The organism is Natronorubrum aibiense, assembly GCF_009392895.1.
In the GTDB taxonomy this organism is placed as follows: domain Archaea; phylum Halobacteriota; class Halobacteria; order Halobacteriales; family Natrialbaceae; genus Natronorubrum; species Natronorubrum aibiense.
This window is the reverse complement of sequence record NZ_CP045488.1, coordinates 381,657-398,741: the sequence shown is the minus strand read 5'-3', so window position 1 is coordinate 398,741 and position 17,085 is coordinate 381,657. Positions and strand designations below refer to the sequence as shown.

Genomic DNA, 17,085 nt, shown 5'->3' with positions numbered 1-17,085 from the left:
TTTTGATCGGCGAGCGGACGCCCGACGGACCGATCAAATAGACCATCAGAAGGCTTTTATCCCGCTCGAGAGAATTTAGAGCTACGATGGTAGGTGTCCGCTTTACAGGGGCTTTTGCCCGCTTCTAACCCACATCTACCGCTCGCTGTGTTGGCACCGACGCACAGCAGAGCGGTCTGGGCGGACGCCCGACCGAACTTCTCACAGAAGTTCTCTAATCAGCCAGAGTGACATCCATGTCAGAATCAGATTCACAGGAGCAACTCGTGGTCGTACTGCCAGACGGATCAGAACTCGAAGTCGATCCCGGATCGACGGTCGAGGACTGTGCCTACGAGATCGGTCCCGGCCTCGGTCGTGACACGGTCGCGGGCAAGCTCGACGGCGAACTCGTCGCCAAAGAAGCACCCGTCTACGACGGCGTCGAACTCGAGATCGTGACGGATCAGTCCGACGAGTACCTTCGTGTGATGCGCCACTCCGCCTCGCACTGTCTCGCGCAGGCCGTCGAGCGCCACTACGACGACGTCGACCTCGCTATCGGCCCGCCGACGGACGACGGCTTTTATTACGACTTCGACAACCTCGACATCGACGAGGAAGACCTCGCCGTCCTCGAGGACGAAATCGAGGATATCATCGCCGAAGATTACGAGATCGAACGCGAGGACGTCTCGATCGAAGAGGCCGAAGACCGACTCGCCGACGAGCCGTACAAACTCGAGTTACTCGAGGAGTTCGCCGACGAGAACGACCACGTCTCGTTCTACAAACAGGGCGAGTGGGAAGACCTCTGTGCCGGTCCGCACGTCGATTCGACGGGCGAGATCGGTGCCGTCGAACTGCTCGAGATCGCCGGTGCCTACTGGCGCGGCGACGAGGAGAATACGATGCAGACGCGCATCTACGGCACGGCCTTCGAGGACGAGAGCGACCTCGAGGACTTCTTAGAGCGCAAGCAGGAAGCTGAAAAGCGCGACCACCGCCGGATCGGCAACGAGATGAACCTATTCTCGATTCAGGACGTCACCGGCCCCGGACTGCCGCTGTATCACCCGCCGGGGAAGACGGTCCTCAAAGAACTCGAGGACTTCGTCGAGGACCTGAACAAAGACGCCGGCTACGACTACGTCGAGACGCCCCACGTCTTCAAGACGGACCTCTGGCACCGCTCGGGCCACTACGAGAACTACGCCGACGACATGTTCATCTTCGACGTCGGCGACGACGAGTTCGGCCTGAAGCCGATGAACTGTCCCGGCCACGCCGCCATCTTCCAGGACCAGTCCTGGAGCTACCGCGACCTCCCGATCCGCTACGCCGAGAACGGGAAAGTCTACCGCAAAGAACAGCGCGGCGAACTGTCGGGCCTCTCGCGAGTCTGGGCGTTTACGATCGACGACGGCCACCTGTTTATCCGTCCCGACCAGATCGAACGCGAGGTCGAGGAGATCATGGACATGATCACGGAGGTTCTGGAGACGTTCGACCTCGAGTACGAGATGGCCCTTGCCACGCGCCCCGAGAAGTCGGTCGGCTCCGACGAGATCTGGGAACACGCGGAAGAACAACTCGAGAACGTCCTCGAGAAGCGCAACCTCGAGTACGAAATCGAGGAGGGCGACGGCGCGTTCTACGGGCCGAAGATCGACTTCGCGTTCGAGGACGCCATCGGCCGCTCGTGGGACGGGCCGACGGTCCAACTGGACTTCAACATGCCCGACCGGTTCGACCTCTCCTACGTCGGCGAGGACAACGAAGAGCACGAGCCAGTGATGATCCACCGCGCACTCTATGGCAGCTACGAACGGTTCTTCATGATGCTCATCGAGCACTACGAGGGTCGCTTCCCGCTGTGGCTCGCGCCCGAACAGGTCCGTGTGCTGCCCATCTCGGATAACAACCTCGGCTACGCCCACCGGGTCGCAAACGACTTCGACGACTTCCGCGTCGAAGTCGACGACCGCGACTCGACGCTCGAGCGAAAGATCCGTGCTGCCCACGACGACCGCGTGCCCTACCAGATCATCGTCGGCGACAACGAGGAAGAAGCCGGCAACATCTCGGTGCGCGACCGCTTCGAGGATCAGGAGTACGACGTCGAGATCGACGCGTTCAAGGCCCACCTCGAGGCCGAACGCGACGAGCAGCGAACGGAGCCGGACTTCCTGCAGGACTGAACACGACCGCTCGAGCCCGTTTTTCGCGTTCGACCGTCGTCTGTGACTGTCGATCGCTTGTGACCGTCTCGACCCGACTGTCGACGCCCAATCCATGTTTGTGGTAATATCTCTCACTTTTACAATCGAAATATCCATAGTTGCGGAATCGTGCATACCTGTATGAACAGAGCAGAGAAGGCTGCCCTGCAGTTGCGGGCCGTCGACGTGTTGCGGATGTTAAAGGAGACACGAACGTACGACGAACTCGCCGAGACGACGGCGCTCCCAGCGGGCGATCTCAACCGGTACGTCAACGGTCACGTGCTGCCGGGCGCGGATCGCGCGCGCGAGGTCGTCGAGGACCTCGGCCGGGAGGCGTTGGCCAAGGAACTCGAGTCACGTATTCGCGTCGACGAGGAGGGATACGTCGACAACTCCGCGACTGTCTTCGACCAGCCGTTTCTCGACCTCGTCGCCCCCGTCGTTGCGAACGGGTTCGATTTCGACCGTCCCGACGTAGTGCTGACCGCCGCGACGGACGGCATCACGCTCGCCGCCTCGCTCGCGAGTTACTACGGGACGCGGTGTGCCTACGCGAAAAAACGCAAGGAGACCGCCGTCGAGGAGTTCATCGAAGCGCGCGAGCGACTCCAGTCCGGAATCGAACTCACTTACTACCTCCCTCGATCGGCCATCGACACCGGCGAGTCGGTACTCGTCGTCGACGACCTCATCCGCTCGGGCGAGACGCAGGAACTCCTGCTCGATATCGTTGACACCGCCGACGCGGAGGTTGCCGGCGTCTTCGCACTCATCGCCGCTGGCGAAGACGGCATCGAGCGTGCTCGCAACCACACCGACGCGCCGGTCGGCGCGCTGACGACCGTCTGATCGTTCGACGCGCTTTCTCTCAGTTCGACTCGAGCGAGCGATAGCAACAGCTGAAATGGGGATACGCTCATCGTACGGCCGTCGTGCGATGGTGTGTGTATGACGGTCGGCGACAACTCGCTCCCGTCGACTGGTGCGGGTCTGAGACATTCTGTATAAAAGACCATGTGAAACACTACCACATTATTAATCATTAGGTTTATAGTGCTCCTCGCTGTTGGTGGTAGTACGACCATGACGAAGACAGTCATCCTCGGCGTGATCGGCTCCGACGCACACGTCGTCGGGATCACCATCCTGGAACAGGCGTTTGAGGCAGCCGGCTTCGACGTTGTCAACCTCGGAGTGCAGAGCTCCCAGGAAGAGTTCGTCGACGCCGCAACGGCTCACGACGCCGAGGCTGTACTCGTTTCCTCCCTCTACGGTCACGCGAAACAGGACTGTGAGGGCTTCCACCAGAAGATCATCGATGCCGGTCTCGAGGACGTCACGACCTATATCGGCGGCAACCTCGCCGTCGGACAGGACGACTTCGAGGAAACCCGGAGATTCTTCCGGGAGATGGGCTTCGATCGAGTCTTCGACTCCGAAACGGATCCTGAGGACGCCATCGAAGCGCTTCGGGCCGATCTGGACATGCGCTCCTCGGAGTCCGAACAGGAGAGTCACACCGTTTCGGCCTAAACCGCGACTCGAGCCCGTAGTTTCATAACCACACGCGGTCGCGCGGTACCTTTTTCGAATTGCTTGTATGACACGCTCTAGTCGGCTCGCGCCGACTCGATTTCGTCGAATAGTGCCTCGACCCGCGTTTTCACGTCCCTGCGGATCTCTCGAACCATCTCGAGGTCTTCTCCGTGTGGGTCCGGCAGCTTCCCAGTCGCGGACGTCGGTGTCGGCCTCGAGGTCGAGCGTCGAACAGCCCATCGTCGCGACGTAGTCACAGGCCTCGAGGGTCTCCGGAGCGATCGTCTGGGGTTTGCGGTCGGAGATGTCGATCCCGTCTTCGCGCATTGCTTCACGAACGACGTCGTGAACGGCGTCTGCAGGGTGTGTCCCGCTGGTGTGAATCGCTACGTCTTCGGTGAGCCCGGGTGCGTTGCGCTCGCGTTCGGCGTAGGCAGTCGCCATCTGGCTTCGGCCGGCGTTTTGCACGCAGACGAGTGCGACCTGCGTGTCGGCGTCGGTCATATACGCTGTGAGGGACGATCCGCTCCTGACCGTTCGTATGTGGTCCTCTGTGAGAAACGGACACGCAGGTACGTACACAGCGCGTCGGTTCGGCCACGGCAGTATCGTGGCGATGCTCACCGAACGATTGTCACCGGTACCGGAGAGCGCCGAGCCACTTTCTCGGCGACGCTGCCGAGGAGAATGCGACTCGCACCCGTCCGACCGTGGCTCCCGATTGCGATCAGATCGACCCCGTGTTCGTCGGCGTAGTCGACGATCGAACGTGAAATGCTGCCGATGACGTGGTCTGTCTCGATCTCGACGTCGTAGTCGTCTGCCCGCGTACGCGCCTGCTCGAGGAGTTCTTCGGCTCGATTCTCGTGGTGTTTCTGGATCTCCTCGTAGTTCGCCATCGCCCCGCCTTCGATCCCCGTCGCGCCGTAGAAGTCGCCGGGATCGAGGACGTGGAGTGCCGTGATCGTGGCGTCGGCGAACTCCGTACAGGCGAACTCGAGTGCGTTCATCGATTGCGCCGAGTTGTCCACTGGGACGAGAACGTGGTCTACCATGTCTTCCGACTACACCGGCGGATGAAATAAATCTCCGGCCGCTGGGGCGGCCGTCTGATCGACTGGGGGTCAAAAGCCGAGCGCGACGTACGCACGGCTCGAGGACTCGAGTCGAAAAAACGAATCTGGGTAGTCGAACGGGGTTACTTCGCGCGACCCTGACCGCCGTTGTTAGACGGCCGGACCTTCTCGGCACCTTTGCCGCGGTTGTTGAGTCCGCGGTTGGCTTTACCGGCGTTGGTCAGACCGCGGAACGCGCGGTTCTGGTGTGCGCTGTCACAGATCCAGTTCAGGTCGTCGTCGTTCTCGATTGCGGGGTGGTTCGGATCGACGAGGATCACTTCGAACCACTTCTGCGAGCCGTCTTCACCGACCCAGTAGCTGTTGAGCACCCGCAGGTTAGGGTACTTTCGGGAGACGCGCTCCTCACCGATGCGCTGGATGTTCTTGCGCCGCCCGATGCGGTTGACACCCTGGCGCTTCGTTCGGCGACCGGCCGTAAAGCGCTCCTTCCGGGCGGTCCCTTTGCGGACCGATACGCGGGTCACGACGATGCCCTGTTTGGCTTTGTAGCCGAGTTCGCGTGCTTTGTCGAGGCGGGTGGGTCGCTCGATGCGTTCGATCGCACCCTGCTTGCGCCATTCCTGTTTTCGCTGCCACTGCAGTTCCCCGAGCTTGCCGTCGTCGGGGTCCTTCCATGCGTCCTTGATATGGGAGTAGAAGCTTTTTGCCATTGATGTTCACCCGCGGGCGTTTCTTGGTTCAATCCTGACCGGGGCCATGCCCCGCGGATCACATCCCGACCTGTAGCACAGAGACGTGCTGCGCAGGTGCCCGCTGACGCCCGCGACCCAGCGAGTCTACGACCATCTATCCAACTCTCGAGTATAAGGCCTTCGAACTCCCGGACCGACTGTCAAAACAACTCGAGTGCTGTGCGCGTGAGGCCTACCGCTCGAGCGGCACCCGTCGCTCGACAGCCGCCGGCGTCACGCCGTTGATCGCCGCGAAGACAGCCCCGAGAACCAGCCCGTAGACGAGGTGGCCGAGCGCGAACAACAGCGCACTGACTAACTCGCCTGCCATACCGGGAAGCGGCAAGAACGGAAGCGGCAACGTCTCTACGCCGGCGCCTGCCATCGCCACCGGGAACAACACGCCGCCGGCAAAGAGCCCGAGGAGCGCCCCGAACGCCAGACCGACGATCACGTAGTCGGTGAACGTCTCGACCAGTTCCTGAACCACATCCCTCGAGGCGAGCGCTGCAAACAACAGCCCGAACAGGACGCTGATGATCAGGTGAAACGTCCAGCCGGCGGCGAGCGCCGTTTCGCTGCCGGGGACGAGACCACCGAGCAGTTCGATCTGGTTCGCACCGAGGTGTAGGACCAGTCCCATGGCGATGCCGCCGACCAGTCCGCCGGTGAAGCCACCACCCCAGACCCCGACGCTGTCGAGTTCGTGTGTGGTATTATCTCCCATAGTATTTGCTACGGTCCCGAACAGAATGAAACCCACCATCCGTCGGCGAGGGAGACAGTACGGTCGAACGAACATCACTGTCCACTCGAGCGGTCAACACCTCGCCTGCGTCGAACATTCGCCTGCATCCCCACTACTTCGCTATTTCATATAGCACTATAGAATGTACTGCGGATCGACCGACCGGGTCGCGATCGACACGAGATGGCGCGACTACCTGCTCTGTACCCGTACTGGCCGCTCTCGAGCGTTTGATCGGATCGAATCGGCCGCGGAGTCGTTCGTTGGACACCGAGGCTCGCAAAACCGGGAGCTGTAGTGGCCACTGATCGTCATTGCACACTTAATCGCACGATACGTCGCGAGTGTGAATCGATTCAGTATCGCAACCAGTCACCACCGACACGCTCCGACGAGAGAACTGTCGCGACCTCAGTCGGGGGAACTGTCACGGACGGGCGTCCAGGACGCTGTCGAACGAGTCGGTTTCGATCGCCGCCGCCAGTTCGTCGGTGTCGATGTCCTCGGGAACGTGCTGGGGGTACTTCCGACGGAAATACCCCAGAATATTCGTCAGATCACGCCGGAGGAACTCGGTTGCGTTCTCGTGGTCGGTCGGAATCGCCTGTGGCCAGTCAAAAATCTTTACGCCCGCCTCGTTGACGAAGACGTTGTACTCGCTCATGTCCGCGTGGACGTAGCCGTTCGCGTAGGCGAGCGCGACCTCGTCGACGAGCAAGTCGAGCACGCCGAGCACCTGATCGTTGGTGAGTCTCGTCCGTGAGAGTTCGACGCCGTCCATCTTCTCCATGACGATCGCGTGGCGGTTCTGGTCGATCGGCCGCGGGACCGAGACGTCCGGATACAGCGTCTCGAGGATGTCGTACTCTCGTTCGGCGGCTTTCCGGGCAGTGTACATCCAGGAGACGTGCTCGTTGTCCGACGTATAGTCGCGTTCCTTGTGGACTTCCCGGAAGTTCGTATACCCCTCGCGGTGGTACTTCAGAGCGAACGGCTTGTACGAGCGGACTTCGTAGACGTCGCTCTCTTTGCCGACGCCAAGCGGCGAGCCGAACTCGCTGATCGTGTCCCGCTCGACGAGCGATCGCAACGCGAGGACGTCGTACCCCTCGAACTGGAGAGTGTACCCTTCGTACTGGATCGTTTTCTTTTCGACTAACCCGCGCTTGAGACAGCGCTCGAGTCGGTAGTCGACCTCCTCTTCGGTCAGGCCGGAGAACTTCGGGAGTTTCTCCCGCTGGACCCACTCCGAAAAGCGCATCCCCTGTTCGACCCCTGAAAGGAGATAGAAGTCTTCGGCCTCGAGTTCCGGAAGTAATCCGGCGACGTTCCGCACCATAGGCGTGATAGCTGGTGGATACGTAAAAACGTCGTGACCCCGCCGCTGGTGGGTTGATGTCGAGTTGTGATACGGTTCTCGCGCGTATCCGTCTCGGTTTGTCCGGATGCAGGGCTGTCGGCGCTGTGTGTCGACACTCGCGCGCCGGTACTGCTCTGGAATAAATCTCATACTGCGATATCAAAAACCGGTGGCTTCCGAATAGGTGGCTCTCTGTTGGGCTGTCGCTGAACGCGAGCACGTACCGATCATCTCGGGTCAATCGAGAGGGGTTGACCCGTCGCGTTACCAGAGAGTTCACGCGATCGTCCTGCGTGAGTGTCTGCGGTCCCGAGCACGGGCGGCAGGGTCGGTGATCGGCAGTGACGCCAGCACTCCATCTCAGTGGCATTCGATATGCACGGGTGTCCGCGTCGTCTATCGGCTATCGGACGCGTTTCCAGTCACTTGCGCCGTGGGACACACTCGAGCGACACGGCGACGGTCGCGGTAAAAAACGGACGGCAGTTACCTATGGCGGCGATTCGACGGCCGGCCAAGCGGTCGGCCTGGCTCGTTCGGGTGCGGCGTTATCCCTGGCCGACCATGCTCTCTTCTTCGTCCCACTCCTGCTCGCGGAGTTCGTACTTTTGGATCTTCCCGGTCGCCGTCTTCGGCAGTTCGTCGACGAACTCGACGCGGTGGACGACCTTGTAGCCCGCGAGCTTGTTGCGGGTAAAGGCCGTCAGTTCGTCCGGCGAGACGGGCGGATTCTCGGGGTCGTCGTTCGAGGGGACGACGAACGCCTTCGGCGTCTCGCCCCACTTCTCGCTCGGGGACGGGATGACGGCCACGTCAGCGACTGCGTCGTGGTCGAACAGCGTGTCCTCGAGTTCGATGCTCGAGATGTTTTCCCCGCCGGAGATGATGATGTCCTTCTCGCGGTCCTGGATGGCAATCATGCCGTCTTCGTTGACGACGGCCAGGTCGCCGGTGTGGAACCAGCCGTCGCGTTTGTCGTTGAACGCTTCGTCGGTCTCCTCGGGTTTCTCCCAGTAGCCCTCCATGACCTGGTTGCCACGGACGAGGATCTCGCCGATCGTCTCGTTGTCCCACGGAACCTCGTTGCCGTCCTCGTCGACGACTTCCACCTGGGTCGCCAGCGGGGCGATGCCCTGGCGCTTTTTGAGCGCGAAGCGGCGCTCGCTGTCCTCGTCGATCAGGCGGCGAGTCGCCGAGGTGCCGATGAGTGGGCCGGTTTCGGTTGCGCCGTAGAGCTGGCGGAAGTGCCAGCCGAACTTCTCTTCGACGGTCTCGATGATGCTTTCAGGCGGTGCCGCGCCGGCTGCGGTGACGCGCATTGGGTTGTCGCCCGTGAGCGGAACGTCGTGTTCCTCGTAGTACTCGTCGAGCATGCTGAGCACCGTCGGTGCACAACAGAGGAACGAGACGTCCTCCTCGGCGATGTCGGCGAAGATCTGCTCGGCATCGACGCCGCGGGTACAGACGTGCTTCGCGCCCATGCCCGTGATCGCGTAGATGTGCCCCCAGCCGTTGACGTGGAACATCGGGAGCGTCCACAGGTAGACGTCGTCGTCGGTGATCTCGTGGTGAATCGTCACGAGCTGGGCGTGCAGCGACTCGGTGCGGTGGGTTCGCATGACGCCTTTCGGGTCGCCGGTCGTCCCCGAGGTGTAGTTGATCGTGATGACGTCGTCTTCGCTCATCTCCGGACGCTCGTAGTCGGGTTCGGCGTCCTCGATGAGTTCGTCGAAGTCCTCCCAGTCGCCCTCGACGGCGTCGGCGTCGTTCGTGATGAACGTCTCCGTGGGCACGTCGTCGCGAATCGCCTCGATGTTCTCGGCGTACTCGTAGTCGGCGATGATGGCGTCGATGCCCGCGTCGTTGAGCATGTACTCGTAGTCGTCGGGCGTCAGCCGGTAGTTCAGCGGCGCGTGGATGGCACCGAGTTGCATGATCCCGTAGGCCGACTCGAGGTGATAGTGCGTGTTGGGGTCGAGCACTGCCACGCGGTCACCCTTCTCGATGCCCCGCTCTTGCAACACTGCGGACAGTCGGTCGGCACGGTCGCCGAACTCGTCGTACGTGTATCGTTCGCCTGTCGTCGCAACGATCGCTTCTTCGTCGCCGTAGTACTTGCGCGCCCGGTCAAGGAAATCGGTCACGAGGAGCGGGACTTCCATATGGACAAGTCTTGAATATTGTTTATAATATTCTTTATGGATTCATAATCGACATCCATACTAGATGAATCGGCAACTGGCGAAGATGTTCGCCTCGGTGTGCGGGAGCAAAGAAACGACGGGGCAATTCTGCGGAAACACGACGACGGCATACACGTGTTACCAACAACCACTCTCTAGTTGTGATGAGTGTTCACCGGTCGATTAGCTCGGACTCGAGGAGTGCGTCGACGTGTCGAATCCGCTCGATCGATGGCCGCATCTCGGATTTCGTACCTTTGTCTGACACGTGACACGCCGGTTGCAATTCACCGACCGAACAGCGTGTCTCCCTCGCTCGTCCCGGATCGTCGCTCGTCCGGCCGCCATCACAGGCCGTGTTTCCTCGCCGCAATCCCTAACTCGGTCGAAAGCGATCGAACGAGTATGACCGACCTCGCCGACCGCTCGTGGCGGTTGATTCGGGACGAGCCACGCGATGGACCGACGCAGATGGCCCTCGAGGAAATCGCGGCCGAGACGGCACTCGAGGACGACCTGCGGACGGTTCGGGTCTACTCGTGGGAGCCAAGCACGCTCTCGCTCGGGTACCGACAGGACGCCGACACCGTCGACTGGACGTACTGTGAGCAGGAAGGCATCGACGTCACGCGTCGCCAGACCGGCGGCGGTGGGATTTACCACGACCGGTACGCCGACATCTCGTATACGATCGTCGCTCCCGCGGACGAAGTTCCGGGCAATCTGATGGACTGTTACGAACTGTTCTGCGAGCCGGTGCTCGCGGGCCTCAGAGACATGGGAATCGACGCTGACTTCGCCGCCGTCGAGCAGTCGGCGATCTACCACCCGTCCTGTTATCTGCGGGATATCAACCCGGCTCACGACGTCGTCGCGCCCGCGAGCGCGGGCGAGAACGCACAGAAGATCAGCGGCAACGCGCAGTACCGCCAGCGCGACGTCGTCATCCAGCACGGTTCGATCAGCTACGACCTCGAGGCCGAGCGTCACGTCGGCGTCTTCGAGACGGACCTCGAGCCCGAGACGTTCACTGATCGGGTGACGAGCATCCATGACCAGACGGGACTTGACCGCGAGGATGCCGTCGACACGCTCACAACGGCACTGGGTGAGTGGTGTGACGCAGACGACGGCGACTGGCGCGACGACGAACTCGAGGCCGCCGGCGACCTCGCCGAGCGGAAGTTCGGAGCCGATGCGTGGATTCGAAATCGAGACGTGCTCGAGGCAAGCGAGCCGTAACGATCGCCGAATCGCAACGTGTCGGTGCAAGATCGCAGCACCTCGCCAGTCGACGCCGAGTGGATCGGCTTGAACTCGCGTTGCGGGCGAAAAAGGAGGCTTCCGGGTCGGTTAGCTCACGATCGCTTTCCAGCTCCAGCCACCGAGGACGATCACGACCAGCGCGAGGACGAAGAACGCGCCCCACTGCTGGCCCTCCGTTTCTGCGATCGGTGCGAAGACATCGACGAGGCCGGTCCACTGCAACATGCCGAGCGTGAGCACCAGCAACGCCAGTATCGAGACGACAGCGATCCCGAGCCAGTTGCGGGCCATCGACTTAGTGTCCGCCTTGGCCTCCGATTTGTCGGTTGTCGGCGTTTCGGTCGGCTCTCGATCCGGTTCGGACATACCCGCGGTAGTGGCGGCGCTCGGGAAACGGTTCTACCTGCAGCCTCCGGGTCGGATGTGCGGTCGCGCGAGTGTCCGTATGAGAAGCGGTTAGAGTCAGTCGTCGACGGCTGTTACTCGAGGAGGCCGTTCCGACGGCGGCGTACCGTTCCCCGAACGAACGGTGTCGCGGGAAAGAGCCCGAACTCGAGGCGATCGACTTCCTCGACGGCGAGGGCGTCGTGGCCAACGAACCGCGGAATCGTTTCGCGGGTGAGCTGACAGCCGCCGGCGACGCGCTCCCAGACGGGGTTGAGCAGCGTCTGCCCGGTCCCGCGCCAGCCGTCGGCGTGGACGTGCTCGAAAAACCGGAACTCGCCGCCCGGTTTGAGGACGCGCACGACTTCCTCGAGGGCTGTGTCGGGGTCCTGAATCGTACAGAAGACGACGCTTGCGAGCACGACGTCGAAACTGTCGTCGGGGTAGGGCAACGCTTCGGCGCGGGCGTCTCGGAGGTCGACCTCGAGTCCGACGTCGTCCGCGGTGCGTGCTGCCCGCGTTCGCATGTGCGGGTCGGGCTCGATGGCGTGATACTCGAACGCTGTCGGTGTCGCGTCGGCGACGAACGGGAACATGTCCCCGGTCCCACAGCCGAGTTCGAGCACGCGCCCCGAGAGGTCGTCGACGAGATAGTTCCGGTGGGGTGCAAGCAAGGCTGACTGCGGGAGCCGGTCGTACAGCGTCGCGAAGAGGGGATGGGCGATGCCGTGGTCGTGGGACGACTGCGCGTTCTGGTCGGACATCTGTCTCGAGTGTGGGGCGAGATACGGGTAACCGTTTCTCCGAGGGCGTCGCCTCCGTATCGACGTCGATGGCCGTTACCGAATCGTGTCTGGAACCCGTTCGATCACGTCGGTTGCGACGACCCCCGGGCCGTACTCGGCTGTCGCCAGCTCGCCGCTCTTGCCGAGGATCCACGCACCTAACTCCGCCGCCTTGCGCCGATTCAGCCCCTGTCCGAGCAGGGACGCGACGATGCCGGCCAGCGTATCACCCGTCCCGGCGACCGTCAGCGCGGACGTCCCGGTTTCGTTGTGGATTCGGTCACCGTCAGCGACGATTTTGTCGACGTCACCGGTCAGCGCGATGACCGCACCCGTCTCCTCGGAGAACGCCTCGAGCGAGCCGGCGGCGCGCTGGATCGGTCCGTCTTCCGTCCCGCTCGGCGTGAGCACCGTGGTCGAGAGGTCGGCCTCGAGTGCGGGTTCGATCGCCAGCGCGTCGACGACGGTCGGAATCTCGACGGCATCGATTGCGTCTCGGATGGCAATGGGATCGGCGTCGACGAGGCCGGGTCCGATCACGAGCGCGTGCGCTCTACCGCACCGTTCTCGAACTGTTCGCCCGCGTAGCGGTCCACGAGGAGGTTCGGTTCGTGACTCGCGACGATTTCGTAAATCGGGTCAGCGACGAGCGTTCGGACGTGGTCCGAGCCGGTCCGAAGCGCCGCACGGCCAACGAGTGCGGGTTGATTGGGATACTCGATGGACCCAGCGACGATACCGATGCGACCGTTGTCGGTCCCGCGGTCTTCGGACCGATTCGGAAGCGTTCGTTGCAGGCGATCCATACCACTGTTCCCGAACGACGACGGGTAGCCGTTCGGCAGGAGTGTTCCAGTCGTCGAACGAGTGCCAACTCGAGAATGGGCGATCGCCGACGGATCTGTCACCGGTTCGACGGCACCGTAACGAATAGTACGTGGTCGTCGTAGTCCGTACCCGCCTATGTTCGACGATCGAACCGACGCCGGCGAACAGCTCGCGGCCCACCTCGAGCGCCGCGGCCTCGAGGCCGAGCTCGTCCTCGGCATTCCCCGCGGCGCCTTACCCGTTGCCCGTCCAGTCGCCGACGCGCTGGACGCCGACCTCGACGTCGTCGTCGCCAGAAAGATGGGCGCGCCGGGCAACCCCGAACTGGCGATTGGCGCCGTCGCGAGCGATGGCAGCGTCTGGTACAACGACGATCTCATCGCTCGACTCGGCATCTCCGAAGCGTACCTCGAGGAGGTCCGCACGAACGAAGCCGAAAACGCACGCGAGAAGGCGAGTCGGTACCGCGACGGGGCGGACCTCCCCTCGCTCGAGGGTCAGCGCGTGGTGGTCGTCGACGACGGCGTCGCGACCGGCGCGACGGCGAGAGCCTGTCTCCGGCAGGTGCGAGACGCCGACGCCACTTTCGTCGCGCTCGCGGTGCCGGTCGCCTCGCCCCGGAGCGTCGACGACCTCGAGGCCGAAGCGGACGAGGTGATCGCCCTTGAGACGCCGCAGTCGTTCCGTGCCGTCGGCCAGTTCTATCGAACGTTCGGGCAGGTAAGCGACGACGAAGCGATCGCGTATCTACAGGAGGATTCGTAGCCGGGCGTAGGACAGCGGTTCGATTATTCGATCGGTGTCTGTCGGTTTCGCATGTCGGCGCCGCAGTTCGGACACCGTTCCGGGGCCGTTGCACGGACGACCGTGCCGCAATCAAAGCACTCGTAGGTCGACTCCTCCGTCGGGTTGAGTTTGACGTCTTTCATGGGGGCTGGGACTTCGATTTAGGAATAATAGGGATATTAGGATATACGTGTTCGTAAGATAACTAGCGTCGGCGATCTGCGGCTGTTCACTATTCAACCACTTATGCAGGCCTTGCCGGAATGTCGAGTTCCTCGAAGAGGATCGTAAACAGCTTTCGCTGCACGGTCCGGATGTGGCGGTAGAACGCGGCCGGCGAGATCTCGAGCTTCTCGGCGACGTCTTCGCCCGAGCGCGCCCGCGGCGACTCGAAGTAGCCACCGTAGTAGGCCAGTTGGACGACCTCGAGTTGCCGGTCGGTGAGTCGCTCGAGCAGTTCGGCCCGCAGGTCGCGGGCAGTCGTTCGGTCGACGCTGCGTTTTGCCTGCAAGTCGACGTCAGAGAAGGCGATCGAGACGACGTCGATGCTCGCTCTGGCGTCGACGGTCCGTGGCACGTCGACGACGATTCGCGTCCGGTCCGGCGTGGCCTCGACGCTGTGTAATACGACACCGTGATCCGCGAGTTGCAGGGCCAGAAACGGCGACGACAGCTCGAGCAGGACCGTCCCGCTCCCGCCGTCCTCGCCGTTTTCACCGCCGCTGATCACCTGTGCGCGCTCGACGGCGATGAGTTCCGCAGCCGCGTCGACGATGGCATCCGGGTCGGCGTTTTCGACCGTCGCGAACACCGCAGCGCCGTCTTCGTGGAGACGGACGCCGCCGTCGAACGACAGGATACAGCCCGTCGCCCGGGCGAGGCGGGAAAACACGAAGCTATCGTCGAAGACGTCGAACTCGAGGCGCGTTCTGGAGTCGGTCAACAGCGCCTGCTTGCGTTCGACGGCGGCGATCGCAGAGGCGATCGTCTCGCCGAGTTCCGCGAGGACGGTCCGTGTCACCTCGTCGAACGCGTCGGGTTCGTCGGCGTAGACGGTCACGACGCCGTAGGTGAACTCGTCGTAGGCCAGCGGGACGCTCGTGATCGACTGGTACTCCCGTGAAAGCGCGTCGGAGCGCCACGGCTCGTCACGGAGCCCTTTGGCGACGTTCGAGACGACGGTCACCTCGCGAGTTGCTGCCGTACGTACTGCGGGCTCGCGGCCGTCCGCAAGCGAAAGCGAGACGCTGTCGAGGTAGTCCTGGCCGCGTCCCGTCCCGTCGTGTGCGCTCGGCACGAGCCGTTCGTCCGTCACGTCCGCAGCGCCGATCCACGCGAACGAGAACCGCTCGTCGGAGGTGAGCCGTTCGCAGACGGCCGCTTCGATCTCTTCGCGAGTCTCCGCTTGCACCAGTGCGGCGTCGATCTCGCGGATGATCTCGTTGATCTGGTTGAGTCGCGTCAGCTCTCGGTTTCGCCGTTTGAGTTCCCGGTCGCGTTCGCGTAGCGTCCGCTCGCGTTCGACCCGATCCAGCGCCGCCTCGGCCGTCGTCGCCACCAGATCGGTCAGTTCTCGAGCGACGTCGTCGAACGCGTCGGCCGTCGACGAGCCGACGACGAAGACACCGTGATCACCGAGCGGTACGAACCCGCCGCTTCTGATATCGGTCGTCGGATCCGAGAGCACGTCCGCGTCGTGGATATCCTCGAAAAAGCGAGACTGGCCCTCGACGAAGACGCCGCCCGCAATGCTGTCGGCTGTCGCTCGTTGCTCCGAGAGCGGCCCGTGGAGCCGTTTCAGTCCCGGCGAGGCGGCGGCCGGCCGAAGCACGTTCTCGTCGGTATCGAACAGGAACACGCCACTCGCCTCGAGGTCGAGGATGTCGGGCGCGTCTTCGACCACGATATCAGCGATTTCGCGGTCGGTTTCGGCGTAGAGCAGTTGTCGCGTGGTTCGGTGCAGTGCCGTCAGCGCCTCCTCTCGGTGTTTACGTTTCGTCACGTCCCGGCAGCTATAGAGGGTCGTGCCGTCCTGAATCGAGACTTCGCGGACGTTGACCAACAGCGTGTGTTCACCGCCAGCCCTGTCGGTCGCCGTACACTCGATGTTGGTCAACACGCCCTCGTCCGCGAGCGCCTCGCGGTCGAACAGGTTCGACCCGAGGAGTTCGTCGATCGTCCCCATCTCGTGGATCTCCGCGTCGGTGTAGCCGAAGATGAAGTGGACGTTCGGGCAGACGTAGGTAAACTCGCCCGCGTCGTTCGTGATGAGGACGGTGTCGGTCATGTTGTTAAGCGTCACCCGGTGGAGTTCCTCCGACTCGCGCAGGTCTCGCTCGAGTTGGACCCGCTCGGTGACGTCGATCGCTCGGACGAGCAACGAGGCGACCGTTCCCGACTCGTCGCGGACCGGGCGGATCGTCACCTCGAGCGTGCGCGAATCGGCTCCGTCGCTTCCTTCGTCGGTCGCCCGCGCTCGCGTCACCTCTCGGTGGACGAGCTCGCCGGCTGCCGCCCGGTCGATCGCTGTCTCGATTACGTCCCGGCCTTCCTCGATGTCACACCACCACGGGAGGTCGGCGAACGGCCGCCCGCGAACGTCGGCGCCGGTCGCGACGGCTGCCTCGAGCGCGCTCTTGTTGGCGCGGCGAACGCGTCCGTCCGGGTCCAGCACCCACGAGTACGTCTCTGGGTCGTCGAAAATCGCACTGAACTGTCGCGACTGCGCTCGCTGTTCTCGTTGGCCCCGTCCCGTGTCGATCGCTCGCTCGAGTGCTGGGACGAGATCCGAATCGCGTCGGTCCGCGGGGACGTACTCCGTGACTCCTGCTGCAATCGCGTCGCTCGCGAGCCCTTCATCGCCAGCCGCCGGCGTGAGGACGACCGGACAGTCCGGATCGCGCTTTCGAACCCGCTCGAGGAGGTCGAGGCCGCTCGCGTCCGGCAGTCGCTGTGGCGTCAGGAGACAGTCGATCGGGTGTGCCTCGAGGGCCTCGAGCGCCGCGCCGGCGCTCGAGACCGTGTGTAGTTCGGCTCCCGAGTCGCGCTCGAGAACACTCGGACGCGGGGGCCCTGCCTCGAGTAGGCCACCGTCGCCGTCTGGGGTGACGACGAGGAGCCGAGCGTCGTCGACAGTCCGTACAGAAACCATTCGTGATCACTACCAGTCGATCGTGATAGAATCCATCGGTTTCT

Annotated in this window: 14 protein-coding genes and 2 pseudogenes; 5 read left to right on the top strand and 11 right to left on the bottom strand. The window is 62.9% G+C overall.

The annotated features are described in order from the left end of the window. Positions 1-236 precede the first annotated feature (236 nt). The 3 genes from thrS to glmS all read left to right on the top strand — a co-directional run bounded on the left by thrS (position 237) and on the right by glmS (position 3,737). Positions 237-2,180 (top strand): threonine--tRNA ligase, encoded by a 1,944-nt coding sequence (thrS, locus tag GCU68_RS02005; protein ID WP_152938798.1) that lies wholly within the window; start codon positions 237-239, stop codon positions 2,178-2,180. A gap of 162 nt (positions 2,181-2,342) precedes the next feature. Further along, positions 2,343-3,053 (top strand): phosphoribosyltransferase family protein, encoded by a 711-nt coding sequence (locus tag GCU68_RS02000; RefSeq protein WP_152938797.1) that lies wholly within the window; start codon positions 2,343-2,345, stop codon positions 3,051-3,053. Positions 3,054-3,287: 234 nt separating this feature from the next. Beyond that, the gene (gene glmS / locus GCU68_RS01995; protein ID WP_152938796.1) at positions 3,288-3,737 is read left to right on the top strand and encodes a methylaspartate mutase subunit S; all 450 of its coding nucleotides are present in this window, start codon (positions 3,288-3,290) and stop codon (positions 3,735-3,737) included. A 77-nt stretch (positions 3,738-3,814) separates the two neighbouring features. On the opposite strand, the pseudogene GCU68_RS01990 reads toward glmS, so the two are convergent. The 6 genes and pseudogenes from GCU68_RS01990 to GCU68_RS01965 form a co-directional block, all read right to left on the bottom strand. After that, positions 3,815-4,244: pseudogene (locus GCU68_RS01990) on the bottom strand (arsenate-mycothiol transferase ArsC). Positions 4,245-4,360: 116 nt separating this feature from the next. Next, entirely contained in the window at positions 4,361-4,795 is a 435-nt protein-coding gene (locus GCU68_RS01985) for a universal stress protein (RefSeq protein ID WP_152938795.1), read from the bottom strand. Between the two features lie 143 nt (positions 4,796-4,938). Then, positions 4,939-5,529, bottom strand: coding sequence for a 50S ribosomal protein L15e (locus tag GCU68_RS01980; protein ID WP_152938794.1), 591 nt, complete (start codon positions 5,527-5,529; stop codon positions 4,939-4,941). A gap of 214 nt (positions 5,530-5,743) precedes the next feature. Beyond that, positions 5,744-6,277, bottom strand: coding sequence for a hypothetical protein (locus tag GCU68_RS01975; protein ID WP_152938793.1), 534 nt, complete (start codon positions 6,275-6,277; stop codon positions 5,744-5,746). A gap of 448 nt (positions 6,278-6,725) precedes the next feature. Continuing rightward, positions 6,726-7,637 carry a serine/threonine-protein kinase RIO2 gene (locus GCU68_RS01970; RefSeq protein ID WP_152938792.1) on the bottom strand — a complete coding sequence of 304 codons (912 nt, stop codon included), beginning with the start codon at positions 7,635-7,637 and terminating at the stop codon, positions 6,726-6,728. A 569-nt stretch (positions 7,638-8,206) separates the two neighbouring features. Next, positions 8,207-9,820 (bottom strand): long-chain-fatty-acid--CoA ligase, encoded by a 1,614-nt coding sequence (locus GCU68_RS01965; RefSeq protein ID WP_152938791.1) that lies wholly within the window; start codon positions 9,818-9,820, stop codon positions 8,207-8,209. Positions 9,821-10,246: 426 nt separating this feature from the next. Here GCU68_RS01965 and GCU68_RS01960 point away from each other — a divergent pair, with 426 nt between their 5' ends. Further along, positions 10,247-11,083 (top strand): lipoate--protein ligase family protein, encoded by an 837-nt coding sequence (locus GCU68_RS01960; protein WP_152938790.1) that lies wholly within the window; start codon positions 10,247-10,249, stop codon positions 11,081-11,083. A gap of 111 nt (positions 11,084-11,194) precedes the next feature. Here GCU68_RS01960 and GCU68_RS01955 read toward each other — a convergent pair whose 3' ends face one another. From GCU68_RS01955 to GCU68_RS01945, 3 genes and pseudogenes are all read right to left on the bottom strand, one after another. Further along, positions 11,195-11,473, bottom strand: coding sequence for a hypothetical protein (locus GCU68_RS01955; RefSeq protein WP_152938789.1), 279 nt, complete (start codon positions 11,471-11,473; stop codon positions 11,195-11,197). A gap of 113 nt (positions 11,474-11,586) precedes the next feature. Further along, positions 11,587-12,255, bottom strand: a complete 669-nt coding sequence (locus GCU68_RS01950) for a class I SAM-dependent methyltransferase (protein WP_152938788.1) — start codon at positions 12,253-12,255, stop codon at positions 11,587-11,589. Positions 12,256-12,330: 75 nt separating this feature from the next. Beyond that, a pseudogene (locus GCU68_RS01945) lies at positions 12,331-13,082 on the bottom strand (NAD(P)H-hydrate dehydratase). 157 nt (positions 13,083-13,239) lie between these two features. On the opposite strand from GCU68_RS01945, the gene GCU68_RS01940 reads away from it, so the two are divergent. Continuing rightward, positions 13,240-13,869, top strand: a complete 630-nt coding sequence (locus tag GCU68_RS01940; protein ID WP_152938787.1) for a phosphoribosyltransferase — start codon at positions 13,240-13,242, stop codon at positions 13,867-13,869. A gap of 23 nt (positions 13,870-13,892) precedes the next feature. Here GCU68_RS01940 and GCU68_RS01935 read toward each other — a convergent pair whose 3' ends face one another. Together GCU68_RS01935 and GCU68_RS01930 are read right to left on the bottom strand one after the other, a co-directional pair. After that, a complete protein-coding gene (locus GCU68_RS01935) occupies positions 13,893-14,033 on the bottom strand; it encodes a rubrerythrin-like domain-containing protein (RefSeq protein ID WP_152938786.1) in 141 nt (46 codons plus the stop codon). A gap of 101 nt (positions 14,034-14,134) precedes the next feature. Further along, a complete protein-coding gene (locus GCU68_RS01930) occupies positions 14,135-17,041 on the bottom strand; it encodes a bacterio-opsin activator domain-containing protein (protein WP_152938785.1) in 2,907 nt (968 codons plus the stop codon). Positions 17,042-17,085 lie beyond the last annotated feature (44 nt).